Origin of the sequence: Kitasatospora sp. NPDC059462 (assembly GCF_042749955.1) — a bacterium.
Taxonomy (GTDB): Bacteria; Actinomycetota; Actinomycetes; order Streptomycetales; family Streptomycetaceae; genus Kitasatospora.
This window is the reverse complement of the sequence record NZ_JBHYUU010000122.1, coordinates 1-26,258: the sequence shown is the minus strand read 5'-3', so window position 1 is coordinate 26,258 and position 26,258 is coordinate 1. Positions and strand designations below refer to the sequence as shown.

General features: G+C 73.6%; 20 protein-coding genes and 1 tRNA gene. 13 read left to right on the top strand and 8 right to left on the bottom strand.

What is annotated here, in order from left to right; genetic code table 11:
- Positions 1–254: 254 nt before the first annotated feature.
- A complete protein-coding gene (locus ACFXAM_RS26400; protein ID WP_380294752.1) occupies positions 255–830 on the top strand; it encodes a TerD family protein in 576 nt (191 codons plus the stop codon).
- 54 nt (positions 831–884) lie between these two features.
- Positions 885–1,991, top strand: a complete 1,107-nt coding sequence (locus ACFXAM_RS26395; RefSeq protein WP_380294750.1) for a DUF475 domain-containing protein — start codon at positions 885–887, stop codon at positions 1,989–1,991.
- A 95-nt stretch (positions 1,992–2,086) separates the two neighbouring features.
- Here the strand turns inward: ACFXAM_RS26395 and ACFXAM_RS26390 are convergent, their stop codons facing one another.
- Complete coding sequence (locus ACFXAM_RS26390; protein ID WP_380294748.1) at positions 2,087–3,193, bottom strand: DUF2637 domain-containing protein; 1,107 nt, start codon at positions 3,191–3,193, stop codon at positions 2,087–2,089.
- A 346-nt stretch (positions 3,194–3,539) separates the two neighbouring features.
- Between ACFXAM_RS26390 and ACFXAM_RS26385 the strand changes: the two genes are divergently transcribed.
- Positions 3,540–4,268: a Tellurium resistance gene (locus tag ACFXAM_RS26385; RefSeq protein WP_380294747.1), complete on the top strand. Its 729-nt coding sequence runs from the start codon at positions 3,540–3,542 to the stop codon at positions 4,266–4,268.
- A gap of 60 nt (positions 4,269–4,328) precedes the next feature.
- Here the strand turns inward: ACFXAM_RS26385 and ACFXAM_RS26380 are convergent, their stop codons facing one another.
- A complete protein-coding gene (locus ACFXAM_RS26380) occupies positions 4,329–5,465 on the bottom strand; it encodes a TerD family protein (protein WP_380294746.1) in 1,137 nt (378 codons plus the stop codon).
- A 322-nt stretch (positions 5,466–5,787) separates the two neighbouring features.
- On the opposite strand from ACFXAM_RS26380, the gene ACFXAM_RS26375 reads away from it, so the two are divergent.
- The 3 genes from ACFXAM_RS26375 to ACFXAM_RS26365 all read left to right on the top strand — a co-directional run bounded on the left by ACFXAM_RS26375 (position 5,788) and on the right by ACFXAM_RS26365 (position 10,672).
- A complete protein-coding gene (locus ACFXAM_RS26375) occupies positions 5,788–6,999 on the top strand; it encodes an HpcH/HpaI aldolase/citrate lyase family protein (RefSeq protein ID WP_380294745.1) in 1,212 nt (403 codons plus the stop codon).
- Positions 7,000–7,084: 85 nt separating this feature from the next.
- Positions 7,085–9,766: a phosphoribosyltransferase domain-containing protein gene (locus tag ACFXAM_RS26370; RefSeq protein WP_380294744.1), complete on the top strand. Its 2,682-nt coding sequence runs from the start codon at positions 7,085–7,087 to the stop codon at positions 9,764–9,766.
- 6 nt (positions 9,767–9,772) lie between these two features.
- Positions 9,773–10,672, top strand: a complete 900-nt coding sequence (locus ACFXAM_RS26365) for an HAD family hydrolase (protein ID WP_380294743.1) — start codon at positions 9,773–9,775, stop codon at positions 10,670–10,672.
- On the opposite strand, the gene ACFXAM_RS26360 is transcribed toward ACFXAM_RS26365, so the two are convergent.
- Both ACFXAM_RS26360 and ACFXAM_RS26355 read right to left on the bottom strand, forming a co-directional pair.
- The gene (locus ACFXAM_RS26360) at positions 10,669–10,896 is read right to left on the bottom strand and encodes a zinc ribbon domain-containing protein (protein WP_380294742.1); all 228 of its coding nucleotides are present in this window, start codon (positions 10,894–10,896) and stop codon (positions 10,669–10,671) included. The two genes, ACFXAM_RS26365 and ACFXAM_RS26360, sit on opposite strands and share 4 nt — an antisense overlap.
- A 118-nt stretch (positions 10,897–11,014) precedes the next feature.
- Positions 11,015–12,427: a hypothetical protein gene (locus ACFXAM_RS26355; RefSeq protein ID WP_380294740.1), complete on the bottom strand. Its 1,413-nt coding sequence runs from the start codon at positions 12,425–12,427 to the stop codon at positions 11,015–11,017.
- A 127-nt stretch (positions 12,428–12,554) separates the two neighbouring features.
- Here ACFXAM_RS26355 and ACFXAM_RS26350 point away from each other — a divergent pair.
- Positions 12,555–12,626: transfer RNA gene (locus ACFXAM_RS26350), tRNA-Val, on the top strand.
- An 82-nt stretch (positions 12,627–12,708) separates the two neighbouring features.
- Here ACFXAM_RS26350 and ACFXAM_RS26345 read toward each other — a convergent pair.
- Entirely contained in the window at positions 12,709–13,899 is a 1,191-nt protein-coding gene (locus tag ACFXAM_RS26345; RefSeq protein WP_380294738.1) for an HNH endonuclease, read from the bottom strand.
- A 181-nt stretch (positions 13,900–14,080) separates the two neighbouring features.
- Positions 14,081–15,037, bottom strand: coding sequence for a restriction endonuclease (locus ACFXAM_RS26340; protein ID WP_380294736.1), 957 nt, complete (start codon positions 15,035–15,037; stop codon positions 14,081–14,083).
- A gap of 298 nt (positions 15,038–15,335) precedes the next feature.
- On the opposite strand from ACFXAM_RS26340, the gene ACFXAM_RS26335 reads away from it, so the two are divergent.
- The gene (locus tag ACFXAM_RS26335) at positions 15,336–17,852 is read left to right on the top strand and encodes an ATP-dependent Clp protease ATP-binding subunit (protein WP_380294753.1); all 2,517 of its coding nucleotides are present in this window, start codon (positions 15,336–15,338) and stop codon (positions 17,850–17,852) included.
- Between the two features lie 55 nt (positions 17,853–17,907).
- Here the strand turns inward: ACFXAM_RS26335 and ACFXAM_RS26330 are convergent, their stop codons facing one another.
- Positions 17,908–18,780 (bottom strand): metallophosphoesterase family protein, encoded by an 873-nt coding sequence (locus tag ACFXAM_RS26330; protein ID WP_380294734.1) that lies wholly within the window; start codon positions 18,778–18,780, stop codon positions 17,908–17,910.
- 197 nt (positions 18,781–18,977) lie between these two features.
- On the opposite strand from ACFXAM_RS26330, the gene ACFXAM_RS26325 reads away from it, so the two are divergent.
- From ACFXAM_RS26325 to ACFXAM_RS26310, 4 genes are all read left to right on the top strand, one after another.
- Positions 18,978–19,964: a serine protease gene (locus tag ACFXAM_RS26325; RefSeq protein WP_380294733.1), complete on the top strand. Its 987-nt coding sequence runs from the start codon at positions 18,978–18,980 to the stop codon at positions 19,962–19,964.
- 154 nt (positions 19,965–20,118) lie between these two features.
- Positions 20,119–21,594, top strand: a complete 1,476-nt coding sequence (locus ACFXAM_RS26320) for a S28 family serine protease (protein ID WP_380294731.1) — start codon at positions 20,119–20,121, stop codon at positions 21,592–21,594.
- A 218-nt stretch (positions 21,595–21,812) separates the two neighbouring features.
- Positions 21,813–22,442: a TetR/AcrR family transcriptional regulator gene (locus ACFXAM_RS26315; protein ID WP_380294729.1), complete on the top strand. Its 630-nt coding sequence runs from the start codon at positions 21,813–21,815 to the stop codon at positions 22,440–22,442.
- Positions 22,426–24,063 (top strand): acyl-CoA dehydrogenase family protein, encoded by a 1,638-nt coding sequence (locus ACFXAM_RS26310; RefSeq protein ID WP_380294727.1) that lies wholly within the window; start codon positions 22,426–22,428, stop codon positions 24,061–24,063. The genes ACFXAM_RS26315 and ACFXAM_RS26310 overlap by 17 nt, the downstream gene beginning before the upstream one ends.
- Before the next feature lie 252 nt (positions 24,064–24,315).
- On the opposite strand, the gene ACFXAM_RS26305 is transcribed toward ACFXAM_RS26310, so the two are convergent.
- Positions 24,316–25,128 (bottom strand): inositol monophosphatase family protein, encoded by an 813-nt coding sequence (locus ACFXAM_RS26305; RefSeq protein WP_380294725.1) that lies wholly within the window; start codon positions 25,126–25,128, stop codon positions 24,316–24,318.
- A gap of 99 nt (positions 25,129–25,227) precedes the next feature.
- Between ACFXAM_RS26305 and ACFXAM_RS26300 the strand changes: the two genes are divergently transcribed.
- Positions 25,228–26,244: an Lrp/AsnC family transcriptional regulator gene (locus tag ACFXAM_RS26300; RefSeq protein WP_380294723.1), complete on the top strand. Its 1,017-nt coding sequence runs from the start codon at positions 25,228–25,230 to the stop codon at positions 26,242–26,244.
- Positions 26,245–26,258 lie beyond the last annotated feature (14 nt).

Sequence of the window (26,258 nt, the reverse complement as noted above, 5' to 3'; positions counted from 1 at the left end):
TGCGGGGATCCCCGATGTTTTGGGTTTTCACCTAGTGTGGGGGGGGGGCCCGGGCCCGGCGGGTGATGGGTAACAACGGGCGGGGCGGGCGCGGCCGGTTGGGGGGGGGCCGGCCCCCCCGGCCGTTCCGTCGTTCCCGGGCCACTGGAAGGATGTGAGTTCAGGAAAGTTCAGCCGGTCCCCGGGGGCCGGGCGGGGCCGCGGGGGAATAGACCTGAGATGCGCCCCGGGAGGCAAGGGAGGAAGGACGAACCATGAGTGTCACGCTCGCCAAGGGTGGCAACGTCTCGCTGACGAAGGCCGCGCCGAACCTGACGCAGGTGCAGATCGGTCTCGGCTGGGACGCCCGGTCCACCACCGGTGCGCCCTTCGATCTCGACGCCAGTGCGCTGCTCTGCTCGAACAACCGGGTCCTGGGGGACGAGTACTTCGTCTTCTACAACAACCTCAAGAGCCCCGAGGGCTCGGTCGAGCACACCGGTGACAACCTCACCGGTGACGGCGACGGCGACGACGAGGTGGTCCTGGTCAACCTGGACCTGGTGCCGGCGCAGGTCGACAAGGTCGTCTTCCCGGTGTCCATCTACGACGCCGAGAACCGGTCGCAGAACTTCGGTCAGGTCTGCAACGCGTACATCCGGGTGGTCAACTCGGTGGACGGCCAGGAGATCGCCCGCTACGACCTCACCGAGGACGCGTCCAGCGAGACCGCGATGATCTTCGGCGAGCTGTACCGGTACGCGGGCGAGTGGAAGTTCCGCGCGGTCGGCCAGGGCTACGCCTCGGGCCTGCGGGGCATTGCTCTCGATTTCGGCGTAAACGTACAGTAAAGGCCGCGATCGTCCCGATCGTCCCGCCATGAACCCGAAAGGTAACCAAGTCCCGTGTTCCTCCGCACATTCGGCTGGTCATTCGCGATCACCGTTCTCGGCCTGATCGCCGCCGGCCTGCTCTGGGGAGCCGAGGGATTCGGCATCGTGCTGATCCTCTCCATCCTGGAGATCTCCCTCTCGTTCGACAACGCGGTGGTCAACGCCACGGTGTTGAAGCGGATGAACCCGTACTGGCAGAAGATCTTCCTCACCGTCGGCGTGCTGATCGCCGTCTTCGGTATGCGGCTGATCTTCCCGCTGCTGGTCGTCGGCCTCACCGCGCACCTCAACCCGGCGACGGTCATCGACCTCGCGATCCACAGCGACAAGACGTACGAGGGCCTCACCTACGGCCAGTACCTGGAGCAGGCCAACCCGGCCATCGCCGCCTTCGGCGGTGTCTTCCTGCTGATGATCTTCCTCGACTTCATCTTCGAGGAGAAGGACTACAACTGGCTGGCCTGGATCGAGCGCCCGCTGGAGAAGGTCGGCAAGCTGGAGGCCTTCTCCACCGTCGTCGCCCTGGTCACCCTGCTGCTGGCGTCCAACTTCTTCGCCGGTGAGCACGCCGAGACGGTGCTCCTCGCCGGTGTCCTCGGCATCGTCACCTACCTCGGCGTCAACGGCCTCGCCTCGGTCTTCGAGTCGGGCCTGGAGGAGGAGGCCGAGAAGGAGGAGGAGGCCGCGAGGTCGGGCAAGTCGATCGTCCAGGTCGGCGGCAAGGCCGCGTTCTTCCTCTTCATGTACCTGGAGGTGCTGGACGCCTCGTTCTCCTTCGACGGCGTGGTCGGCGCGTTCGCGATCTCCAGCGACATCTTCCAGATCACCCTGGGCCTCGGCATCGGCGCGATGTACATCCGCTCGCTGACCGTCTTCCTGGTCCGCAAGGGCACCCTGGACGACTACGTCTACCTGGAGCACGGCGCCCACTACGCGATCGGCGCGCTGGCGGTGATCCTGCTGGTGGGCATCGAGTACCACATCCCGGAGATCGTCACCGGCCTGATCGGTGTCGCCTTCATCGGCCTCGCCCTCGGCTCGTCGATCCTGCGCAACCGGCGCGAGGGCACCGGCGGGGACGGCGACGGGGACCGGGAGCTGGTGGGCAGCGCCCAGTAGCCCCGCGGCACCCCTGCCACGACGCCGAACGGCCGTTCCTCCCGAGTGGGGAACGGCCGTTCGGCGTCGTACGGGGCGGATGCTCGGCCGAGTGCTCAGCCGAGCTGCTGCTCGATGGCGCGCAGCTTGCGCTCCAGCGAGTCCAGCTTGGGCATCGACAGGGTGTCGTCGTCCGGCGTCAGGTCGATGGTCGAGCTGCTGCGGTAGGACGACGCGGAGGCCGAGGAGGCCGAGGAGGAGGCGGTGGCGCCGCGCGGGCGGCGGCCGGTCTCCGGGGCCGGCGAGGCCGGTGCCGCGGCGGTGGTGGTGGTGAAGGCGTCCGCCTCGGCGGCTAGGGCAGGCTCCGTAGCGCTCGGGCCGTCTCCGGCGGCGGCGAGGGCGGGCACCTGGCGGCCGCCGCGGTTGCGGGAGAGCATGCCGCCGGACTGCCGGGAGATGGCCTTCAGCTCGGCGCGCTCGCGGCGGTCGGCACTGCGGGCGCGCACCTTGGCGTCCAGCTTGGCCTGGCGCTCCTCGCGCACCTCCTCGACCGCCTCGTCCAGGCTGCGGACGTTCTCCAGCAGCATCAGCGACCAGGCGGCGTAGGTCTCGCGGGGCGCGCGCAGCCAGCGGACGATGCGGATCTGCGGCAGCGGGCGGGGCACCAGGCCCTGCTCGCGCAGGGCGGCCTTGCGGGTCTGCTTCAGCGCGCGGTCGAACAGGATCGCGGCCGAGATCGACATGCCGGAGAAGAACTCCGGGGCGCCGTCGTGCGAGATGCCGCGCGGGGCGTGCACCCAGTTGAACCAGGCCGAGGCGATCGCGAAGACCCAGACCAGCAGGCGCGAGCCGAGTGCCGCGTCACCGTGGCTGGCCTCGCGCACGGCGAGCACCGAGCAGAACATCGCCGCGCCGTCCAGACCGAACGGCACCAGGTACTCCCAGCCGTTCGACAGGCCGAGGTTCTCCTTGCCGAAGCCGACCAGGCCGTGGAAGGAGAGCGCGGCCGCGACGCCGGCGCAGCAGAACAGCAGCACGTAGGAGGAGATCCCGTAGATCATCTCCTTGCGCCGGCGGCGCTCCTCGCTACGCTCCCAGGAGTCGCCGGAGTCCTGCTTCCGGTTGTTGTTCTTGAAGCGCAGCGTCGCCACCAGGATGGCGGTGAACAGCAGGGCTGCGCCGCCGATGACGGTCCAGACCAGCTGTATGGAGGTCAGGTTCATTGCGGGTCGGGCCTCGGGTTTCCGCAGGGGACAGGTCACAGTGCGACACGGTGGTCAGGATCCGTCCCCGGGACCGGGCCTGACGAAGCGTCGTGGTCGGACGGGTGGCCCGGCGCGCCCGGACAGGGGGGCGGGCGGGACACCTGTGCGGCTAGACGATATCGCGTCCGAAGTGGCCGCATGGTACGGGAGGTGAGCTTCGCCCCGCCAATCGACCCGCCGGTGTCCGGCCGGTGTCCGCGGGGCGGCGGTGGGTAGGGGAGTTCGGGTACCCGGCGGGCGGGTTGATGCCCGATCATGGAGCGGCGGACCGTCAGAGCGACTGGCGGGGCTGGGGGAGGACGGCATGGCCTCGATTTGGGAGTACCTGCGCGGCGAACGGAACACCCTCGACACGGGTGGCCAGTTCAAGGTCACCCTGACCAAGTCGTCCCCGCAGCACGCGATCACCGGGGCGGCGGCGACCACCGGCTACCTCTACGTCAACCTGCACTGGACCACCCGGACGGGGGCGGCGCGCCCCTCCCCCCGGGACGCCGTGCGACGGTTCTTCAGCCCGCGCATCCTCAGCCCGATGGAGCCGGACTCCTCCCAGAACGCGCAGGTCAACGTGGACCTCGACCTGGCCTGCATGTACGAGCTGGCGGACGGCAAGCGGGGGGTGGTGCAGCCGCTGGGCGGCTTCCTCGGGGACCTCCAGCACGCGCCCTACGTCAAGCTCAGCGGCGACGACCAGTACGGTGCGCCGTCCGGCGAGACGATGTACATCAACCTGGAGAAGAAGGACCAGTTCAAACGGCTGCTGGTGTTCGTGTACATCTACGACGGCACGCCCGCCTTCGAGCAGACCAACGCGGTGGTGACGATCGTGCCGCAGTCCGGGCCGCGGATCGAGGTCAAGCTGGAGGAGCGGGCCCCGGCGGCGCGGTCCTGCGCGGTGGTGCTGATCGAGAACACCGGGGACAACACGCTCACGGTGCGGCGCGAGGTGCGCTACGTGAACGGGTTCCAGTCGGACATCGACCGGCTGTACGGCTTCGGGATGCAGTGGCAGCGGGGGTACAAGCCGCAGTGAGCCCCGGCCCGGTCCCCCGGGGCGGTGGGCCCGGCCCGGGGGACCGGGCCGGGCGGCGGCTCAGCGGGGCTGGAACTGCGGGCCCTGCGGGGGCAGGGCGAACTCCTCGGCGGCGGGCGCCGGCTGCGGCGCCGGGGGCGCGGTGGTGGGCCGGGGGTAGCCGTAGCCGCCCTGCTGCGGGGCCGGCTGGGGCGTCTGCTGCTGGGGCGTCTGCTGCTGGGGGTGGCCGTAGCCCTGGGCCGGTGCGGGCGCCGGGGGCTGCGGCTGGGGGTAGCCGTAGCCGCCCTGCTGCTGCGGGGCCTGCGGCGGGTAGCCGTAACCGCCCTGCTGAGGGTTCCGGGGCGCGGTGGCGGGCGGCGGGTAGCCGTAGCCGGGCCGGTGGGCCGGCGGCGCGCTCGGGGCCGGCGGGACGTTCGGCGGCACCGTGGGCGGGTTGAGCGGCGGCGGGGGCGTGTTGGCCGGGACACCGGCCGGGGCCGGGGCGGTCCGGGCGGCGGCCTGCGGCTGCGGGACGGCCGGGGCCAGGGTGAAGATGCCCGGCTCGGGCCGGCCGGCCGGCCGGGGGTCGGGCAGCGCGGTCCGCGGGTCGGTGGCCGGCGCGGCGGGCGACCCGACGGGGGCCTGGGCGGACGGGGCGCCCGCGTCGCCCTCGTCCTCGACGGTGATGCCGAAGTCGGTGGCCAGCCCGATCAGCCCGGAGGCGTAGCCCTGGCCGACGGCCCGGAACTTCCAGGCCCCCGCCCGGCGGTAGAGCTCGCCCGCGACCAGCGCGGTGACCTCGTCCCCGTCGGCCATCGCGAACTCGGCCAGGGCCGGTGCCCCCTCGCCGGCCGCGGCGTCGAAGAGCTGCAGGCGCAGCCCGCCCACCGCGCGGAACGAGCCGCCCTCGGAGGAGCCGGCCAGCACCACCCGGTCGACGTCGGCCGGCAGCTTGCCGAGCTCGGCCTCGACGGTGTCGGTGATCTCGCCGCCGTCGGAGGTCTGCTGCTTGGGCAGGTGGCGCACCAGGCCGGAGGGGTGGCGCGGCTGGTTGTAGAAGACGAAGTCGGCATCCGAACGAACCTTGCCGCCCGGACCGAGCAGCAGGGCGGAGGCGTCCACGTCCGGCGCACCGGGCGTGGCGCTCCAGCGCAGCACGGCGCGGACCGCCGCCACCGGCAGTGCGATGTTGGCGCCCTTGGCCATCACGTGCGTCATAGCCGACCATCCTGCCTGTTCGCCACCCCTTCGGACAACGTGACCGGGGGAGGCGTCGGGGTGGGACTTTGCCAACGCTTGCGGTTTGTGAAGTGGAGGGTAACCTTCCGAGAATTCGCCATTGCGGAACCGGCGTGCGCCCGGAGCCGTCCGTACGATGGGCGGGCGGGAGGCGCCGGGGGCCGGTCGACGGTGACCGGCGGAACCGGGCCGGGAACCACCACGGCCGCCGCGCGGGTTGAACCGGGTGCAGCACCGGGGCGCGCCACCTGTCCCTCCCCGCCACCGCCGGAGCGGCGGCCGAACTCCTGAGGAGAGCACCTTGCGCCACTTCGGCCACCTCGCGGACGACGTCCGCGACCGGCTCTTTCTCGCGGCGCCGGGGGAGTTCGCCCCGGACGACGACCCGGCCGTGCTGGCGACCGCACTGGGCGCCACGCTCTACAGCCCGGCCACCCGGCCCACCCTGCGCGCGGACATCCGCAAGCAGGCCGCCCAGGGGGTCGTCTCGATGGTCCTCTGCCTGGAGGACGCCATCGCCGACCACGAGGTGCCGGACGCCGAGGCCAACCTGGTGGCCCGGCTCGGCGAGCTGTGGGCGGAGGTCACGGAGGGTGGCGGCACGGCCGGGGCCTCCACCGATTGCACACAGGATCTTCCCCTCCTCTTCATCAGGGTGCGGACCGCCGCCCAGCTCACCGACCTCGCCGAGCGGCTCGGACCGGCGATCGGCGTGATCACCGGCTTCGTGCTGCCCAAGTTCACCGAGGAGACCGGCGGGGACTTCCTGGAGGCGCTCGCCGCGGCCGAGGCCGCCACCGGGCACCGGCTCTTCGCCATGCCCGTCCTGGAGTCGCCCGAGCTCGCCCACCTGGAGACCCGCCGCGAGCAGCTGTTCGGCATAGCCCGGCTGCTCGACAAGCACCGCGAGCGCGTCCTCGCCGTCCGCCTCGGCGTCACCGACCTGTGCTCCGCCTACGGCCTGCGCCGCTCGCCCGACCTCACCGCCTACGACGTCGCCCTGGTCGCCTCGGTGATCGGCGACGTGGTCAACGTGCTCGGCCGCGCCGACGGCACCGGCTTCACCGTCACCGGCCCGGTCTGGGAGTACTTCCCGGTCCAGGAGCGGATGTTCAAGCCGCAGCTGCGCCGCACCCCGTTCGCCGAGGCCGAGCCCTCCCGGGAGGCGGTCCGCCGGCGGATCATCGAGCACGACCTCGACGGGCTGATCCGCGAGATCGAACTCGACCGCGCCAACGGCCTGTTGGGCAAGACCTGCATCCACCCCAGCCATGTGCCCGCGGTGCACGCGCTCTCCGTCGTCACGCACGAGGAGTACAGCGACGCCCGGGACATCCTCCAGCAGGAGCGCGGCGGGGGCGGGGTGCTGCGCTCGGCGTACACCAACAAGATGAACGAGGCCAAGCCGCACCGGGCCTGGGCGGAGCGGGTGATGCTGCGCGCCGAGGTGTTCGGGGTGGCCCGCGAGGACGTCAGCTTCGCGGAGCTGCTGGCGGCCTGCCTCTGCCGCTGAGCCGCCGCGGGGCCCGTCTCTTCCGCCGCCTCCCTCCCCCCAGACCTTGCCCACCGCACCGCACCACCGAAAGCAGGACCCCTTCGTGACAGCAGCAGAGCAGCAGCGCCCCGGAGCGCACGAGCGCACCGGGACGCAGAAGCGCACCGGGACGGGAGAGTGGACCGGCCGCTGGGTGGCCGAGCGGGCCGGCGTCGCGCTGACCGGCTCCGAGCGCCTCCCCGAACTGGTCGGCCTCGCCCTGCGGGAGAACCGCAAGCGTGCCCACCTGCTGGTCTCCACCGTGCTCGGCAAGCACGTCCCGCAGCGCCCCGCCGTGGTGCACGGCGCCGGTCTCGAACTCGGCCGCCTGGTCCGCGAGCTGCTCGCCCCGCTCGGCGGGCAGGCCCTGTCCGGCGCCGTCGTGCTCGGTTACGCGGAGACCGCCACCGGCCTCGGCCACAGCGTCGCCGACGGCCTGGACGCCCCCTACCTGCACTCCACCCGCCGCCCGGTGCCCGGGATCGCCCCGCTCGGCGGGTTCGAGGAGGAGCACTCGCACGCCACCTCCCACCTGCTGCTGCCCACCGACCCCGGGCTGCTGGCCGGCGACGGGCCGCTCGTCCTGGTGGACGACGAGTTCTCCACCGGCACCACCGTGCTCAACACCATCCGCGCCCTGCACGCCCGCCACCCGCGCGAGCACTACGTGGTGGTCGCCCTGGTCGACCTGCGCGGCGCCGCCGACCGGCAGCGGCTCGCCGACACCGCCGCAGAACTCGGCGTCCGGCTGGATCTGGTGGCGCTGGCCGAGGGCGGCGTCGAGCTGCCCGCGGACATCCTCGACCGGGCCGGGCGGCTGATCGCCGAGGCCGGGCCGGCCCCCGAGCCGCCGGCCGGCCCGGAGGCGCCGCTGGTGCGCGTCGACCTGGACTGGCCGCAGGGGCTGCCCGACGGCGGACGGCACGGCTTCACCCCGGAGCACCGGGTACGGCTGGAGGCGGCGCTGCCGGCGCTGGCCGGGCAGCTGGCGGAGGCGATCGGCGAGGGCGCCGGGGGTGGCGCTGCCGACGTGGACGGGGACGACCGCGTCGGCGCGGGTGACGGTGTCGACGGCGGTGACCGCGTCGACGGGAGTGACGGCGGGCGGGTGCTGGTGCTCGGCTTCGAGGAGCTGATGTACGCGCCGCTGCGGCTCGCCGGCGCCCTCGCCGAACGGCTCCCCGGCGGCGCCGACCGCGTCCACAGCTCGACCACCACCCGCTCGCCCGTCCTCGCGGTCGACCACCCCGGCTACGCCATCCGCACCCGGCTGTCCTTCCCCGCCCACGACGACCCGGCCGACGACTCCTCGCGCGAGCGCTACGCCTACAACGTCGCCCCCGGCGCCGACCCGGCCCGCCGCTTCGCCACCGTGGTCCTGGTGGTCGACGACGTCGCCGACACCCCGGCCCTGCACCGGGGCGAGCGGGCCCTGCTCGGCCGGCTGCGGCAGGTCACCGACCGGGTGGTGCTCGCCGTGCTGCCGTCCCATCGGCCCGCCGCCGCGCGGCCGCAGCCGCAGTCGCAGCCTCGGCGGGCGCCCGGCTCGCAGCCGGTGCCCGCTCCGCAGCCCGGGTCCGGCCCGCGGCCGCTGCCGGCTCCGCTGCACGGCCCGGCGTTCTCCTCCTACCGCGCCGACGAGGTGTCCTGGCTGCTCAAGGACCTCTCCGGCGTCGCCCTGGAGGCGCCCACCGAGGAGCGCGAGGAGGCCGTGCAGAACGGCGGCGCCCACTACGCCGAGTCGCTGCCGGTCGAGTACCAGCCGAGCCCCGAGTACCAGGAGCTGTTCCACCAGGCCCTGCGGGCCTCCGCCCGGCGGATCGCGCTCGCCGTCGGCACCGTCGCCGAGACCCTGCTGCGCGAACGCGGCCCCGGCCTGGTGCTCGCCTCGCTGGCCCGGGCCGGCACGCCCGTCGGCATCCTGATCCGCCGCTGGCTCGCCGCCGGGCACGGCGTCGACGCCCCGCACTACGCCGTCTCCATCGTCCGCGGCCGCGGCATCGACCCGGTCGCCCTGCGCTACCTGGACGCCCACCACCGGGCCGCCGACGTCGTGTTCGTCGACGGCTGGACCGGCAAGGGCGCGATCACCCGGGAACTCGCCGAGGCGCTCGCCGGCACCGGCTTCGACCCCGGCCTCGCCGTCCTCGCCGACCCCGGCCGCTGCGTGTCCACCTTCGGCACCCGGGACGACTTCCTGATCCCCTCCGCCTGCCTCAACTCGACCGTCTCCGGCCTGGTCTCGCGCACCGTGCTGCGCGCCGGCCTGATCGGCCCGGACGACTTCCACGGCGCCAAGCACTACACCGAGCTGGCCGGCGCCGACGTCTCCGGCGCCTTCCTGGACACCGTCGCCGACCACTTCGCGGACGTCCGGGCCGAGGCCGTCGCGGCCGCCGGGCGCTTCCTCGCCCCCGAGCACGCCGCCGAGCGCACCCCCGACTGGGCCGGCTGGGCCGCCGTCGAGCGGATCAGCACCGAGTTCGGCATCGACGACGTCAACCTGGTCAAGCCCGGCGTCGGCGAGACCACCCGGGTCATGCTGCGCCGCGTCCCCTGGCGGGTGCTGGCCCGGCGCGGCGCGGGCGCCGACCTCGACCACGTCCGGCTGCTCGCCGCCCAGCGGGGGGTCCCGGTCGAGGAGGTGGACGACCTGCCGTACTCCTGCGTCGGCCTCATCCACCCCCGCTACACCCGGGGGGCGACCGGCGCCTCGGGCACGGCCGTCCTGGTGAAGGAGTCCTGAGCCCCGATGACTGGTTACCTGAGCGGCGGCATGAACGGCGGTGGCGTGGACCGCTACGTCGTCGCGAGCGACCTCGACCGCACCCTGATCTACTCCAACCGCGCCCTCGCCCTCGACGTGCCGGACCCGCTCGCGCCGCGCCTGCTCTCCGTCGAGGTGCACGACGGCAAGGCGCTCTCGTTCATGACCGAGCAGGCCGCCGGACTGCTCGTCGAACTCGCCCGCGAGGCCGTGCTCGTCCCCGCCACCACCCGCACCCGGGCCCAGTACGAGCGGGTCAACCTGCCCGGGCCGACGCCCGGCTGGGTCCCGCCGTACGCCATCTGCGCCAACGGCGGGCGGCTGCTCGTCGACGGCGTGCCGGACGCCGACTGGCAGGACGAGATGGCCGCCAGGCTGGCCGGCGGCGCGGCGCCGCTGGCCGAGGTGGTCGAGCACCTGGCGCTCTGCGCCGACCCCGAGTGGACCCACAAGCGGCGGGTCGCCGACGAGCTGTTCGCCTACCTGGTCGTCGAGCGGGCCGAACTGCCGAAGGGCTGGCTCGCCGAGCTCACCGGCTGGTGCGCCGAACGCGGCTGGACCGTCTCGCTCCAGGGACGCAAGGTGTACGCGGTGCCGGCCCCGCTCAGCAAGAGCGCGGCCCTGGCCGAGGTCGTACGACGGGTGGGCGGGGCCACCGTGCTCTCCGCCGGGGACTCGCTGCTCGACGCCGACCTGCTGCGCGCCGCCGACGCCGCCTGGCGGCCCGGCCACGGCGAACTGGCCGACACCGGGTGGACGGCGCCCGGCGTCACCGCGCTCGACGAGGTGGGCGTGGCGGCGGGCGAGGAGATCGTCCGCCGCTTCCTGGCCCGGGTGCGCGGCGGGGCCGTCGAGCCCGAGCCCGCCGACGTCGCGGTCTCCTAGCCGCAGCAACCGCCGCCGCAGCAGCCCCCGCCGCCACCGGCCGACGGGGCCTGCTGCGGCGCGCCGCCGGCGGAGGCCGCACCGGTGACGGCGACGGTCGACAGCAGCTTCACGGTGTCCTGGTGGCCCTGCGGGCAGACGGCGGGGTCGTTGGCCTGCGCCATCGGACGGCGGAGCTCGAAGGTGGCGCCACAGGCGCGGCAGCGGAAGTCGTAACGAGGCATGTCCGCCAGCGTATCCGGGCCACCGCCCGCTGTCGCCGGTCCCGCTGCCCGGCTGCCCGGGCGCCCGGCTGCCCGAGCGCCCGGCTGCTCGGTTGCTCGGTTGCCGGCCCGCCGGCCGCTACCGCACTCCACCGCCCAGCTCGGCGCGGATCAGCTCCACCACGTCCGCCGCCGTCTCCCGCACCGCGGCCAGCTCGGTCAGGAACCGCCAGTAGTCCGGGTGCCGGCCGGCCGCCTCCAGCTCCGCCACCGCCCGGTCCAACCGGGCCACCGCCGCGTCCAGCGGCCCGGCGTGCCGCGGATCCGGCGCATGCCGCCCGGCCATCGCGAGCCGCTGGGCGTCCCGCAGGGCGAACCGGGCCCGCTCGACCTCCTTGTGCGGGTCGATCTGCACCTCGTTCAGCTGCCGCAGCCGGTCGTTCACCGCGACCACCGCACCGTCCGCCGTGTCCAGCAGCGCGCGCACCGTGCCCAGCGCGCCCGTGGCGTCCGCCCAGCGCTGCTCGTCCCGGGCCCGGGCGGCCTCGGCGAGCTTGCCCTCGGCGGCCCGCCCGGTCTCCGCGACCTGGTCCGGCACCCGCTGGAGGTCCTGCCAGCACGCGACGGCGAACCGCCGGCGCAGCTCGCTCAGCGCCGGCTCCACCGTCCCGGCCTTGGTCTCCAGCGCCTGGATCCTGGTCCGCAGACTGGCCACCCGCCGGTCGATCTCCCGGGCCCGTTCCGGCAGCTGCCCCGCCTCCGCGGCGATCGCCTCCGCGCGCTCGCGCACCCGGTCCGCGCGCTCCAGCGTGCCCGGCACCCCGTGCTGCGCCACGCCCTCGTTCAGCCGCCCCAGCTCCGGCGCCAGCTCGGCCAGCCGGGCCGCCAGCTCGTCCGCCCGCAGCCCCGCGCCGCGCGCCGCGTCCAGCGCGTTGCTGGCCCCCAGCAGCGCCCGCTTGGCCTGGTCGATCGCCGGCGTCACCCGCATCAGCTGCTGCTCGGCGCGCTCCAGCGTCGGCTGCAGCTTGCGCAGGAAGTCGTTCAGCTCCGCGAGCGCCGACCCGAGCTGCCCCTTCACGTCGTCCAGCTGGTGCTTCGCCCGGGCCGCCGTCCCCGACTCCAGGTCCTCCGCGTCCAGGTCGTGCGCGTCGAGGGCGGTCAGGTAGTTCACGGTCACCTGGTCGACCCGGCCGGAGATCGCCTCGAAGTCCGCCACCGCCCGCCGGGCCGTCGCACTGTCCCCGGCGGAGCGCACCGTCTCCACCGCCAGCCGCACCTCGCGCTGCGTGGAGTCCACGTCGTAGAACGCCTGCTGCGCCGCGTCCCGCGCCGCCCGGGCGTCCGCCCGCATCCCGTCCCCGCCGCGCCGCCCCCACCAGCCCCCGCCGGCCCCGAACGACGCCGCCCCCGCGGCCCCCAGCGCACCCGCGACGACCAGCGGCAGCACCAGCGCCTCGGCCACTCCACTCCCCGGCCACCGCCGCCCCCGCCCGCCTCCGCCGGCCACCCTCACTGCACGCTCCCTGGTTCCGACCGCTGATCCACCGCCCATTCTTCCCGATCACCCCACCCCACCGGCACCCCACCCGCCCCACCCCCCGACCACCTGCACCACACCACCCCCCGGACCAGGTACCCTAAGCATTCGTCGTGCGCCCGAACCGGGCCCGCACGACCGGGGGCGCGTAGCTCAGCGGTAGAGCGCTGCTCTTACAAAGCAGATGTCGGCGGTTCGAAACCGTCCGCGCCCACAGATGAGAAGGGCCAGTTCGGAGGCACCGCCCTCCCGAACTGGCCCTTGATCGTTTTCGGGCCGCTGGGTGCCCGGTCTGGCTATCGGGTTGCCGATACTTCGGCCTCTCGGCCGGTGCAGCGCAGCCACTCGGTGTAGCGCCACCGGAGAGCCTCTGGGTGTGGCAGGCGGTCCAGGGTGAGCTTTGGGTGCGCGATGCCCATGGCTTCCAGGCTCGGGCCGCCGGGGCGCGGTTCGACGGTCAGGGTGTCGGGGTTGATGGCGAAGAGGTGAGCGTCGAAGGCCCTGTGGAGCGCGGCGTTCATCGGCAGGCCGTTGCGGGCGTCCGAGGTGCCGCCGTCAGCGTCGCCCCGGAAGTGCGCTGCCTCGATCATCTGGGGGATCGTGATTCCTGAGAGCGGGCAGCGTGGACCGTAGCGCTGGAACACTTCGAGTTTGAACCGCGCCTGGTCCGGTCGTGTGACCACGGTCCCGTTCCGTCGGCGGCGCCTGTTGCCTTCGAGCTGGAACGGCTGCTCTTCCGAGCGGTCGTGGTCGAGGACTTGCGCGGGCGGGGTTTCACCGAACTTGACCAGGAACAGGCTGCTGTCATCCTCCCAGCCCTCGACCCAGGCAAGGTGTACGCCTCGGAGGTTGCCATGTTCGGTGATCACAAACAGCGGAAGTCGGAGCGTCGCGGCCGCTTTCGTGGCGTTGACTTCACTGAGATCGCGGCCCGGCACCCGGGTGACCGGGTAGTGGTACAGGACTTCGTTCTCGTTCAGGTCGTCAGGGTAGTGCTGGCCCGTGTGCTTGAGTCCGATCGTCACGCCGTCGGGGTGGATCTTCTGGGTGCGGGTCTTGTCCGTCCAGATGCCCCGGTAGTTGCCGTAGGCGCCAACGGAACGGACGACGTCCGCGGTGACTAGCCCTGAGCTGTCCCGCCGTCCGAGCAGGTTCCGCCACACAGCCAGGCGCCACTCCCGCTCTGCGTCTACGGTCTCCGTGTGGCTGTTGAGGACCGTGAACCCCATGGCGCGCAGCACGGGGTTCGTGGATGCTTCGCCACCATGGAACCGGTCGTTCGGCAACGGGCCGCTGGCCCCGTGCTGGTAGCCGAAGGCGACGCCGGCGATCGCCTTGGCGTCGTACAGCAGGTCAGCGTGGCTGAGGTAGTACTGCGTGGAGGAGCCGAACCCGTGTTTGTTGCGGAAGGCCTGCCCACCCAAGTCGTTGTACTCGGCGAGTGCCCTTTCCACCGCGGTGGCACTCGTGAGGTCCCTGATTCCCATGGCCCACCCTTACGTCTCGACGTGCAACGCGAGCCTTCTAACTTCACATCTCGGAGATCAGTTCCCCCGTCGAGTGTGAGCCGGGACTCAGGCGTGGACCAGGGGCCCGGTGTGCGGGCCAGGCGATTCGCTGGAGGACTGCCCGTTCCACTCGTGTGCTGGAACAGGCAGTACGGGGTGATCAGTTGCGGGTGCCAGCGGTGACGAGGGGGAGGTTGGGGTCGGTGCTGAGATAGGCCCCGTCCTGGGGCCAGATGACGGTGCAGCCCTGGCTCTCCGCGAGAACGAGAAGGTCGGCGCGAGGCTTGCTCGGCACCAGAATGGCCTTGGTGGTGCCGGCGGGCAGGAAACGTATGTAGTCGGCGAGTTGGCCGATGGCCATGCGGACGGCCTCGCGGGTCACGCTGCCCTTGGCTTCCACGAGGAGGTCGAGGTCCGCGGCGTACAGGTCGGTGAAGAGGGGACGGGTCTCGCCGGCGGGCAGGATCTGCTGTCGGACGACCTCGTGCTGCTTGGCCCGCAGGAAGTCGCTGAAGGCGGTCAGGAGTTTGCCTTCCTTGCGTTCGGCCTCGTAGGGCTCCCGGTTCGGGTCGACGAAGGACTTCTCGGTCACCTGTTGTTCCACCGGCAGTGTCTTCACGGCCTCCGGCTTGGCCTTGAGCAGGCGGCCGAGTCGAGTGGTGGGGGCTTGCGGCTCGGTGTCGACGGCACGCAGTCGGAAGACGATGACCTTCCGCAGCGGGCCGTTGTCGGTCTCCGGTGCGTCGGCTTCGTACCAGGGGAGGTCTTCGTCGATCTCGAACTCACCACGGTAGGTGACGACTCCACGGGCACCGTCGAAGACCCTCAGGGCTCGGCCGTCCCTCCGGTGGTGGAGGATGCTGGCGTTGCCGGAGATCATCCGCTGGTCGCCGCGCTGTCCCTCGCCGCTGTAGTGGAAGAGCCCGTCGATCCAGTCGTCGTAGTAGCCGTGCTTCTCTCCGGCCGCCTGCTCGGTGAAGATCATGACATTGGGGCTCTTGGCGGACGGGCCGATCCCGCCCTGGGTCCGCCCTCCGTACGTGGTGTGGAGCGTCTTCCGCTCGATCTGGTCGCCGGGCTTGAGGTCCCACTCGGCTGGTGGCGTGATCGCGGACATGAGGCTCCTGAAGAGGCAAGGGTCTTCGAGGAATCTAGTAGGACTAGATGCTTAATGGGTACCGATTTTGATCTCGGATTCGGGCCGGTCGGGGGCAGGCGCGTTGCTGGCCGAGCTTCCCCTGCTCTCTCCCACCTGGTGCCGCCGGAGTTGTGGCGCTGCGCTCGTCCAGGGGCGGGGCGGCGGTGTGGGGGTGGTGGGCGGTGGGTCGCCGGGGTGGCGGCGCTTGGGGGGCGGGGGGTGGTGGGGTGTGTTTGTGTGGGCGCTAACCGTTTGGGAGAGGTGAGCCTCCGTGACCATGCCGCCGTTCGGGTCGAGCGACCCATTCTCCGATCTGCTCAGCCGGTTCTTCGGGATGAGCCCGATGGCATCGCCGCCTGCCGTGCAGCGGGTGCCGATCGGGCGGCTGCTCAGCGAGTCGGCCCAGGAGTTACTGGCCTCGGCGGCCCAGCGGGCGGCCGAGGACGGGAGCAGTGATCTCGACACCGCGCACCTGGTGTGGGCGGCCACCCGGGTGGAGCCGGCGCGCCGGATGCTGGAGCGGGCCGGGATCGATCCGGACCGGCTGGCGGGTGATCTGGACAAGGTCCTGCCGGCCGGGGACGGGAGCGGGGTGCCGGCGGCCGACGGGCGGCCCGCGCTGACGCCGGCCGCCAAACGGGCGCTGCTGGCCGCGCACGCCCGGTCGCAGGGGGCCGGGGCCTCGTACATCGGGCCGGAGCACATCCTCGGCGCGCTGCTGGAGGAGGAGCGGTCGGGGGCCGGTGCGGCGCTGCGCAACGTCGCGCCCTCGCAGGAGGCGTTGCGCACGGTGCTGGACGGGCGCGGGACGGGCGGGGAGCGCAGCGGGGCCGGGCCGAGCCAGACGCCCACCCTGGACGAGTACGGGCGCGACCTCACCGAGGAGGCCCGGGCGGGCCGGCTGGACCCGGTGGTGGGCCGCGCCGCGGAGATCGAGCAGACCGTCGAGATCCTCTCCCGCCGCACCAAGAACAACCCGGTGCTGATCGGCGAGCCGGGGGTCGGGAAGACGGCGATCGTGGAGGGCCTGGCGCAGCGGATCGTCTCCGGTGACGTGCCGCAGAGCCTCAAGGAGAAGCGGGTCGTCACGCTGGACCTCACCGCGCTGGTGGCCGGCTCCAAGTACCGGGGCGAGTTCGAGGAGCGGTTGAAGAGCGTGATCGACGAGGTCACGGCGGCCGAGCAGAGCGTGATCCTGTTCCTCGACGAGCTGCACACCGTGGTCGGCGCGGGCAGCGGCGGCGAGGGTTCGATGGACGCGGGCAACATCCTCAAGCCGGCGCTGGCCCGCGGCGAGCTGAGCGTGGTCGGCGCGACCACCCTGGACGAGTACCGCAAGCACATCGAGAAGGACGCCGCGCTGGAGCGCCGCTTCCAGCCGGTGCTGGTGCCGGAGCCGAGCGTCGAGGAGACGGTCGAGATCCTGCACGGTCTGCGCGACGCCTACGAGGCGCACCACCAGGTGCGGTTCACCGACGAGGCGCTGGACGCGGCCGCGAGCCTGTCCGACCGCTACGTCAGCGACCGCTTCCTGCCGGACAAGGCGATCGACCTGCTGGACCAGGCCGGTGCCCGGGTGCGGCTGCGCAGCCTGAGCGGTTCGACGGTCGCGATGCCGGTCCAGGACCGCATCACCAAGCTGCGCCGCGAGCTGGAGGAGGCGGTGGCGGACGAGGAGTTCGTCCGGGCCGCCAACCTGAAGACCGAGCTGCGGCAGACCGAGGACGAGCTGGCCGCGATCGCCGAGTCGCGCGAGGAGGTCGTGGCGGTCACCGCGGACGACATCGCCCAGGTGCTCTCCGGCCGCACCGGCATCCCGGTCGCCGAGCTGAACGCGACCGAGCGGGAGCGGCTGCTGAGGCTGGAGGAGCACCTGCACGAGAAGGTGATCGGCCAGGACCAGGCGGTCACCGCGGTCGCCCAGGCGGTGCGCCGGGGCCGGGCGGGGATGGGCGATCCGGACCGGCCGACCGGCTCGTTCCTGTTCCTCGGCCCGACCGGCGTCGGCAAGACCGAGCTGGCGAAGGCGCTGGCCGCGCTGCTGTTCGGTGACCCGGACCGGATGATCCGCTTCGACATGAGCGAGTTCCAGGAGAAGCACACCGTCTCCCGGCTGGTCGGCTCGCCGCCCGGGTACGTCGGCTACGACGAGGCGGGCCAGCTCACCGAGGCGGTGCGCCGCAAGCCGTACAGCGTGCTGCTCTTCGACGAGGTGGAGAAGGCCCACCCGGACGTCTTCAACCTGCTGCTCCAGGTGCTGGACGACGGCCGGCTGACGGACGCCCAGGGCCGGACGGTCGACTTCCGCAACACCGTGGTGATCATGACGAGCAACATCGGCTCGCAGCGGATCCTCGATCACGCGGGCGACGTGGACGAGATCCGGGACGACCTGATGCGGGACCTGCGGGGGCAGTTCCGGCCGGAGTTCCTCAACCGGATCGACGAGGTGATCGTCTTCCACGCGCTCACCCGCAAGGACCTGCTCCAGGTGGTGGACCTGCTGCTGGACCGCTCCCGGCGCCGGCTCAGGGCCCAGGACGTCGCGCTGGAGGTGACGGAGGGGGCGAAGGAGTGGCTGGTGAACCGCGGCTACCAGCCGGAGTTCGGGGCCCGGCCGCTGCGGCGGACGATCCAGCAGGAGCTGGACAACCGCATCTCCAACCTGCTGCTGGACGGCACCGTGCAGGAGGGGGACACGCTGGTGGCGGAGGTGTCGGACGGCGAGCTGAGGGTCGTGCCGACGCGGCCCGAGGACGAGAAGAAGGGGGAGCAGGGGGAGCAGGGGGAGTAGGGCGGAAAACGACGGGCGGCGCGCCGGGAGCCACCGGCGCGCCGCCCGCCGTCCGTCAGGCGCCGGGGAAGACCTCGCGCAGCAGCGGGTCCGGCACGCCGCGCTTGCCCCACTCGCGCGGGTAGCCGAGCGACACCTCCTCGAACGGGACGCCGTCGTAGCTGGTGCGCCGGGGGATGTGCAGATGCCCGTAGATCATCGTGGCGGTGTTGAACCGGCGGTGCCAGTCCGCCGTCAGCTCGGTGCCGCACCACTGGGCGAACTCGGGGTACCAGAGGATCTCGGTGGGCTGCCGGACCAGCGGGTAGTGGTTGACCAGCACCAGCGGGAGCCCGGGGTCGTGTTCGGCGAGCCGCTTCTCGGTCAGCCGGACGCGTTCGCGGCACCAGGAGTCGCGGTCCGGGTACGGGTCCGGGTGGAGGAAGCGCTCGTCGGCGCAGACCACCCCGGAGTCGTAGGCGGCGGCCAGTGACTCCTCCTTGGTGGTGGTGCCGGGGGCCCGGAAGGAGTAGTCGTACAGCAGGAACAGCGGGGCGACCGCGACCGGGCCGCCCGCGCCGGTCCACACGGGGTACGGGTCCTCGGGGGTGACCACGCCGAACTCCCGGCAGATGCCCAGCAGGTGCTCGTAGCGTTCGACGCCGCGCAGCTGGACCGGGTCGCTGGGGTGGGTCCACAGCTCGTGGTTGCCGGGGGCCCAGATGACCTTGGCGAAGCGCTCGGCGAGCAGGCCCAGGGCCCAGCGGATGGTGGTGGTGGACTCCGCCACGTCACCGGCCACGATCAGCCAGTCCTCGGGCGAGCCGGGCCGCACCTGTTCGAGGAGGTCGCGGTTCTGCTGGTAGGAGACGTGCAGGTCGCTCACGGCGAGCAGCCGGCCGCCGGTCCCTCCCCGTCGCGTGCCGTCCGCGTGGTTGTCACCGGCCATGTGAGCCCCCCAGGTGGTCGTCCCTGTCGTCCCGGCCACAGTACCGGGGCCGTCGCGGGGGCGTGCGGGAGTCGCGGGGGCGTGCGGGAGCCGGTCGGCCGGAACACGGTGTCCGGAACCCGGTCCGGTGCCGGATCCCTTGACAGGGCGTCATGTCCGCGCCAGCTTTGGGGCACCCCCACACCGAGAGGTCTCTCATGAAGAAGCCGCTCATAGGCATGCTGGCCGCGCTCCTGACCGCCGGGGCGACCGCCCTCGCCGGAGCCCCGGCCGCGACGGCCGCGCCCGCCCCCGCGATCGACGCGCCCGCGATCGCCGCGCCCGCCCCCGCGATCGACGCGCCCGCGATCGCCGCGCCCGCCCCCGCGATCGACGCGCCCGCGATCGCCGCGCCCGCCGCCGCGATATCCGCGCCCGTCGGTGCCGAGTCGGCGCAGGCCGGCAAGGTCGCCGCCGTCACCTTCGCCGGCACCGTGGCCCTCAGTAACTGTTCCGGCTCGCTCGTCCGGTTCCCCGCCTCCACCGCCAACGACCCGGCGCTGGTGCTCTCCAACGGCCACTGCCTGGAGACCGGGATGCCCGGTCCCGGCCAGGTGGTCGTCAACCAGGCCTCCAGCCGCACCTTCACGCTGCTGAACGCGAGCGGCGGATCGGCCGGCACCCTGCGCGCCACCAAGTTGGTCTACGGCACCATGACCGACACCGACGTGTCGATCTACCAGCTGAACACCACCTACGCGGCCATCCAGTCGAGCTACGGCATCGCCCCGCTGACCGTCGCGGCCACCCACCCCGTCCAGGGCACCTCGATCAGGGTCGTCTCCGGGTACTGGAAGCGGATCTACTCCTGCTCGGCCGACGGCTTCGCCTACCGGCTCAAGGAAGCGGACTGGACCTTCAAGGACTCCCTCCGCTACACCTCCGGCTGCAACGTCATCGGCGGCACCTCCGGCTCGCCGGTCGTCGACGCCACCAGCGGCCAGGTCGTGGCGGTGAACAACACCATCAACGAGAGCGGCCAGCGCTGCACCCTGAACAACCCGTGCGAGGTGGACCAGAACGGCACGGTGACGGTCCGCCGGGGCATCGGCTACGCCCAGGAGACGTACCTCATCCCCGCCTGCTTCAGCACCGGCAACAGGCTCGACCTGACCAAGGCCGGCTGCACCCTGCCGCGCCCCTGACCAGCACTTTCGCCCCGATGGGCCATCCGCGACCGGCGGGTGGCCCATTCGGCCGTCTACCGGACGGCCGGTCCGCCCGGCGGCCGACCACCGGCTGCCGGAGAGTAGTACGGACCACGGCACCACCCAGTTCCGTTGACCCGATGGAGAGTTGATGACCACCACGATGAGAAGGCTGCTGGTCGCCGTTCTGCTGATACCGCTGCTCGGCCTCGGCCTGGCCCCGACGGCCCTCGCCGCCGGGACCGACGCCCCCGGCGCCGCCACGGCCGCCCGCCCCGGCTCGCCCGCCGACGACCCGTCGGCCGACGTGAAGGCCCGGCTGGCGGCGCTCCCCGGCATGACGGTCACCGAGGAGCAGTCCACCACCACCGGCCACCGCTTCTTCCTGCTGACCTACACCCAGCCGGTCGACCACAACCGCCCCTGGCTGGGCACCTTCCAGCAGCGCCTCAGCGTGCTGCACCGCGGCTACGACCGGCCGACCGTCTTCTTCACCAACGGCTACACGCTGCGCACCGCGCCGACCCGCACCGAGCCGACCCGGCTGGTCGACGGCAACCAGGTCTCCATCGAGTACCGCTACTTCACGCCCTCCCGGCCCGCCCCCGCCGACTGGTCCAAGGCCGGCATCGAGCAGGCGGCCACCGACGCACACCGGCTGATCACCGCGCTGAAGCGGATCTACCGGGAGGAGTGGCTCTCCACCGGCGGCTCCAAGGGCGGCATGTCCTCCACCTACCACCGCCGCTTCTTCCCCGACGACGTGGCCGGCACCGTCGCCTACGTCGCGCCGAACGACGTCGACGACCGCGAGGACTCCGCGTACAGCCGGTTCTTCCGCAACGTCGGCACCCCCGAGTGCCGGGCCGCGCTGAACGCCACCCAGCGCGAACTGCTGGTCCGCCGTGACCGGCTGGGGGCCCGCTACGCCGCCGACAACGCCGCCGCCGGCTCCGCCTTCACCACCATCGGCAGCGCCGACCGGGCCTACGAGCTCGCCGTGCTGGACTCGGTCTGGGCGTTCTGGCAGTACAGCCTGGCCGCCGACTGCGTGAACGTCCCGGGCGCCGCCGGCACCGACGACGCGCTGTACGCCTGGCTCGACGCGCAGGTCGGCATCACCGGCAACAGCGACCAGGCGCTCGCGGGGTACACCGCGTACTACTACCAGGCCGGCACCGAGCTGGGCTCGCCCTCCTTCGACGTCTCGCACCTCAAGGGCGTGCTGCACTACGACTACAAGGAGCTGTACGCGCCGCGCACCTACGTGCCGCGCACCATCCCGATGCGGTTCGACCCGTCCGCCATGCGCGACATCGACCGCTGGGTGCGCAACTCCGCCGAGCGGATCATCTTCGTCTACGGCCAGAACGACCCGTGGGGCGCCGAGCCGTTCCGCCTCGGCCGGGGCAGCGAGGACAGCTACGTCTACACCGTGCCCGGCGGCAACCACGGCTCGAACATCGCCGGGCTCGCGGCCGGGGAGTCCGCGGCGGCCACCGCCAAGGTGCTGGAGTGGGCCGGCCTCGGCGCCGACGCCGCCCGCGCGCTGAGCGGCGGGTACCAGGTGCCGCCGATCGGCCCGCTGGACGAGGCGGGGCTGCGGCAGGACCGCGTCCGGCTGTAGTCCGCCCGGCGCACGTCCGGTCCCACCGGACCGAAGCACGACGAAGGGCCGCCCGGTTGCCGGGCGGCCCTTCGCCGTACCCGGCCCTTCGCCGTACCCGGCCCTTCGCCGTACCCGGACCCGCGCACCCCCGCGCACCCCCGACGGGACCCCGTACACCCCGACGGGACCCCGCGCACCCCCTCCCCGAAGCAGTGAATCAGTGCTTCAATGCTTCCATGGCCTACCGACGCACCCCCGCCGTGCAAGCCCGCCTGGACGCCCAGCGCGAGGCGGTGCTCCAGGCCGCGGTCGGCCTGCTCGCCGAGCGCGGCTACGGCGGCTGCAGCATGGCCGCCGTCGCCGAGCGGGCCGGGATCGCCACCGGCTCGATGTACCGGCACTTCGCGAGCAAGGCCGATCTCTCCGTCGAGCTCTTCCGCCGGGTGGTCACCCGGGAGGTCGCCGCCGTGCACGAGGCCGTCGCCCGCCACGACACCCCCCGGGAGCGGATCGCGGCCGTCGTGGAGACCTTCGCCGCCCGCGCCCTGCGCGCCCCCCGGCTCGCCCACGCCCTGCTGGTCGAACCGGCCGACACCGTGGTGGACGCCGAACGCCTGGTCTTCCGCCGCACCTTCCGCGACGTGCTCGCCGCCGAGATCGCCGCCGCCCTCGCCGCGGGCCAGCTGCCGCCCCAGGACCCGCAGCTGACCGCCGCCGCGATCGTCGGTGCGACCGCCGAGGCGCTCACCGGCCCGCTCGCCGCCGTCCCGCCGTCCGACCCCGGGACCACCCCCGGCGCCGTGGTCCCCGCCCTCGTCTCCTTCACCCTCCGAGCCCTTGGAGAACGCGATGCCAGCGACGCATGAGGTCACCAACCAGGTCCCGCCGCCGTACGGGCACGACACCGCCGCCGACCCGGCGCTGCTCGCCGCGCTGCACCGGGCCGGCGCCGGCTGGGCCGAGCCCGAACTGCGCGGGCTCGGCCGGCTGGCCGGCTCCGAGCAGGCCGCCGAGTGGGGCCGGCTGGCCAACGAGAACCCGCCGGTGCTGCGCACCCACGACCGCTTCGGCCACCGGATCGACGAGGTGGAGTTCCACCCGTACTGGCACGAGCTGATGCGCACCGCCGTCGGCCACGGACTGCACGCCGCCGCCTGGCGGGACGAGCGCCCCGGCGCGCACACCGCCCGCGCCGCCAAGTTCTACGTCTGGGGCCAGGTCGAGGCCGGTCACACCTGCCCGGTCTCGATGACCTACGCCGCCGTGCCCGCCCTGCGCGCCACCCCCGCGCTGGCCGCCGAGTTCGAGCCGCTGCTCGCCGCCACCACGTACGACTTCGGCCTGCGCGAGCCGCACGGCAAGCGCGGGCTGATCGCCGGCATGTCGATGACCGAGAAGCAGGGCGGCTCCGACGTCCGCACCAACACCACCGCCGCCGTCCCGCAGCCGGACGGGAGCTACCGGCTGACCGGCCACAAGTGGTTCACCTCGGCGCCGATGTCCGACCTCTTCCTCACCCTCGCCCAGGCACCCGGCGGCCTCAGCTGCTTCCTGCTGCCGCGCGTCCTGCCGGACGGCTCCCGCAACCGGCTGCGCCTGCAACGGCTCAAGGACAAGCTCGGCAACAAGTCCAACGCCTCCGCCGAGATCGAGTACGACGAGGCGTACGGCCTGCTGGTCGGGGAGGAGGGCCGGGGCGTGCGGACCATCATCGAGATGGTCAACATGACCCGCCTGGACTGCACCATCGGCGCCGCCTCCGGCATGCGGCTCGGCGCCACCCGGGCCGTGCAGCACACCCTGCACCGCCGGGCCTTCGGCAAGGCGCTGGCCGACCAGCCGCTGATGCGCAACGTGCTCGCCGACCTGGTCGTCGAGTCCGAGGCGGCGACCACGGTGGCGATGCGGCTCGCCCAGGCCACCGACGCCGCCCTCGCCGGGGACGAGCAGGAGGCGCTGGTGCGCCGGCTCGGCCTGGCCGTCGCCAAGTACTGGGTCTGCAAGCGCGGCCCGGCGCACGCCGCCGAGGCCCTGGAGTGCCTGGGCGGCAACGGCTACGTCGAGGAGTCCGGCATGCCCCGGCTCTACCGGGAGGCGCCGCTGGTCTCCATCTGGGAGGGCTCCGGCAACGTCGCCGCCCTGGACGCGCTGCGGGCCATGGCCAAGCGCCCGGAGACGGTCGACGCCTTCCTCGGCGAGCTGGACGCCGCGGCGGGCGCCGACCGCCGCCTGGACGCGGCCGTGGCCGGGCTGCGCAAGCAGCTCTCCGACCTCGACCGGCTGGAGTACCGCACCCGCCGGCTGGTGGAGGCGATGGCGCTGGCCTTCCAGGGCTCGCTGCTCGTCCGGTACGGCGACCCGGCGGTGGCCGACGCGTTCTGCGCCTCCCGGCTCGCCGGTGACCACGGCGCGGCCTTCGGAACCCTGCCGCCCGGCCCGGACGCCGCGGCGATCATCGACCGCGCCCGCCCGGTGCCCGCCGCCTGAGCGCCCCCGGCCCGGTGGCCGGGGCGGCCGGGGTGCGGGCCCCGGCCTGATCGACGTCCGCACCCTCCCGCCGTGCCCGCCATCGGACAGGAGGGGCCCGCCGGGCCGCAGAACGTCCTGGACAAGGTGTGGGCGTCCTTCGGCGCGGCCGGCTCGTCGACGTCGCAACGCCGCAGCACCGGTGGTCGGGGGAGGAGTGGCCGCCGCGTCGTCCGCCACCACAACGCAGCCTCACCATACGGAAGGTGACGCTCAGTCGATTCCCCTGAGCAGCGGGAGCGCCCGGGCGTGCAGCCCGGGCGCGGCGGCCAGGAAGCCGCCCGCGACGGGCGTCCACGCGGCGCCGGCGGCGTCCGTCACCGTCGCGCCCGCCTCCGCTGCGATCAGCGCGCCGGGCAGCAGATTGGGTGCGTCGGGCCCGAACTCCCAGAACAGCCCAAGGTGTCCGGAGCCGACCTGGGCCACCTGGAGCGAGGTCGGCCCGAGGTTGCGCACCGCCGGCACCGCGCCCGCCATCGCCGACAGCGAGGCGCCCGCGCGGCGCAGCGCCACCGGGTCCCGCGAGACCAGCGGCGGCTGGCTGGTGCCGGCCACCGTCGCCGCCAACTCCCGCTCCACGGCGGCGATCGGCCGCCCGTCCAGCTCGGCGCCGCCGCCGCGCACCGCCCGGTAGGTGGCGCCGAGCTGCGGGGCGTGCACCACGGCCAGCACCGCCGCGCCGTCCCGCAGCAGCGTCGCGGTCACCGCCCACTGCGGCAGCCCGAGCAGGTACTGCACCGCGCCGTCGGTGGCGTCGCAGAGCCACCACGCGCCCCCGGCGGGCACGGTGCCCTCCAGCTCGCCGTCCACCCAGCCCGCCCCGGGGCACAACGGCCCCAGCCGGGCGCGCAGTTCGGCGGACGCGGGGCCGTCCAGCGCGGCGAACCGCGCCCTGGCCTGCGCCAGGGTGGACACCGGGGAGGGCCCCTGCGGCCGGCGGGCGGCCAGCTCCGCGCCGACCGCCCGGACCGCCCCCTCCACGCCCGCCAGCAGTCCGCGCAGTTCCCGCACCTCGTCGTCGCCCATCGTCCCTCTCCCGTTCGTCCCGCTCGTCCGCTCCAGGAGTACCGTCGCAGTGGCCGGGCAGGACGCCGGACGGCGACGGATCGACGGAGATCGGACACCATGGACGTCACAGCTGCTGATCCGGACACCGTGCTGGACGCCCTGGACCGCCGGCTGGTCTGCGCGCTCCAGGTCGACGGCCGGGCCGGGGCCGGGCGGATCGCCGAGGTGCTCGGTGTCTCCGGGCGGACCGTCACCCGCCGGCTCACCCGGCTGCAGCAGACCGGCCTGGTCCGGGTGGTCCGGATGCCCGACGCCGAGGACGCCGCGGTCGGCGCGCTGCTGCTGCGGATCCGGGTGCTGGGCGGCAGGGCCGACACCGTCGCCCAGGCCCTCGCCGAGCGGCCGGACGTGCCGTTCGTCGACGTCATGCTCGGCGGCCGGGAGATCGGCGCGGTGATGCTCAGCGAGGCCGGCGCCCGTGACCGCCTGCTCCACGGGCAGCTGCCCGCCACCACCGCCGTCGCCGAGACCACCGTGCACGCCGTGCTGCACGCCTTCGCCGACGCCGGCCAGTGGCGTTCCGGCCACCTGACCGAGGCCGAGGCGGCCGCGCTCGCCGGACCGCCCGTCGAGCGGCCCGCCCCGGGCAGTGTGCCGCTGGACGCGCTGGACCGGACGCTGCTGGCCCGGCTCGGCGAGGACGCCCGGCAGTCCCACGCCATGCTCGCGGCGGCCGTCGGCACCCCCGAGTCGACCGTCCGGCGCCGGCTGCACCGGCTGGACGGGGCCGGGCTGGTGCGCACCCATGTCACCGTCGACCCGCGGCTGCTGGGCTTCGCGGTGGACGCCAACCTGTGGCTGGACGTGCCGCCGGGCCGGCTCGCGGCGGTCGGCGCGGCGCTGGCCCGGCACCCCCGGGTGCACGGCGTCCTCGCGACCAGCGGGCCGGCCAACCTGATGGCGGCGGTGTTCTGCCGGGACCACGGCGGGCTCTACCGGTTCGTCACCGACACCCTCGGCCCGCTCGGCGTCGCCCGGGCCGAGACCACGATCGTGGCGCGGGCGGTCAAACGGGCGGGCGTGGTGCTGCGACGGCCGGGTGCGGCGGGCCCGCCGCACCCGGCCCGGGCGTGACGGGCACGGGGGGT

Excerpts from the sequence above, each read along its gene's own strand:
- ACFXAM_RS26365 (WP_380294743.1), top strand. The coding sequence starts at position 9,773 with ATGACTGGTTACCTGAGCGGCGGCATGAACGGCGGTGGCGTGGACCGC.
- ACFXAM_RS26340 (WP_380294736.1), bottom strand. The coding sequence starts at position 15,037 with ATGTCCGCGATCACGCCACCAGCCGAGTGGGACCTCAAGCCCGGCGAC.
- ACFXAM_RS26345 (WP_380294738.1), bottom strand. The coding sequence starts at position 13,899 with ATGGGAATCAGGGACCTCACGAGTGCCACCGCGGTGGAAAGGGCACTC.
- ACFXAM_RS26315 (WP_380294729.1), top strand. The coding sequence starts at position 21,813 with ATGGCCTACCGACGCACCCCCGCCGTGCAAGCCCGCCTGGACGCCCAG.
- ACFXAM_RS26380 (WP_380294746.1), bottom strand. The coding sequence starts at position 5,465 with ATGACGCACGTGATGGCCAAGGGCGCCAACATCGCACTGCCGGTGGCG.
- ACFXAM_RS26355 (WP_380294740.1), bottom strand. The coding sequence starts at position 12,427 with ATGGGCGGTGGATCAGCGGTCGGAACCAGGGAGCGTGCAGTGAGGGTG.
- ACFXAM_RS26390 (WP_380294748.1), bottom strand. The coding sequence starts at position 3,193 with ATGAACCTGACCTCCATACAGCTGGTCTGGACCGTCATCGGCGGCGCA.
- ACFXAM_RS26400 (WP_380294752.1), top strand. The coding sequence starts at position 255 with ATGAGTGTCACGCTCGCCAAGGGTGGCAACGTCTCGCTGACGAAGGCC.
- ACFXAM_RS26360 (WP_380294742.1), bottom strand. The coding sequence starts at position 10,896 with ATGCCTCGTTACGACTTCCGCTGCCGCGCCTGTGGCGCCACCTTCGAG.
- ACFXAM_RS26300 (WP_380294723.1), top strand. The coding sequence starts at position 25,228 with ATGGACGTCACAGCTGCTGATCCGGACACCGTGCTGGACGCCCTGGAC.
- ACFXAM_RS26335 (WP_380294753.1), top strand. The coding sequence starts at position 15,336 with ATGCCGCCGTTCGGGTCGAGCGACCCATTCTCCGATCTGCTCAGCCGG.
- ACFXAM_RS26330 (WP_380294734.1), bottom strand. The coding sequence starts at position 18,780 with ATGGCCGGTGACAACCACGCGGACGGCACGCGACGGGGAGGGACCGGC.
- ACFXAM_RS26310 (WP_380294727.1), top strand. The coding sequence starts at position 22,426 with ATGCCAGCGACGCATGAGGTCACCAACCAGGTCCCGCCGCCGTACGGG.
- ACFXAM_RS26325 (WP_380294733.1), top strand. The coding sequence starts at position 18,978 with ATGAAGAAGCCGCTCATAGGCATGCTGGCCGCGCTCCTGACCGCCGGG.
- ACFXAM_RS26305 (WP_380294725.1), bottom strand. The coding sequence starts at position 25,128 with ATGGGCGACGACGAGGTGCGGGAACTGCGCGGACTGCTGGCGGGCGTG.
- ACFXAM_RS26385 (WP_380294747.1), top strand. The coding sequence starts at position 3,540 with ATGGCCTCGATTTGGGAGTACCTGCGCGGCGAACGGAACACCCTCGAC.
- ACFXAM_RS26320 (WP_380294731.1), top strand. The coding sequence starts at position 20,119 with ATGACCACCACGATGAGAAGGCTGCTGGTCGCCGTTCTGCTGATACCG.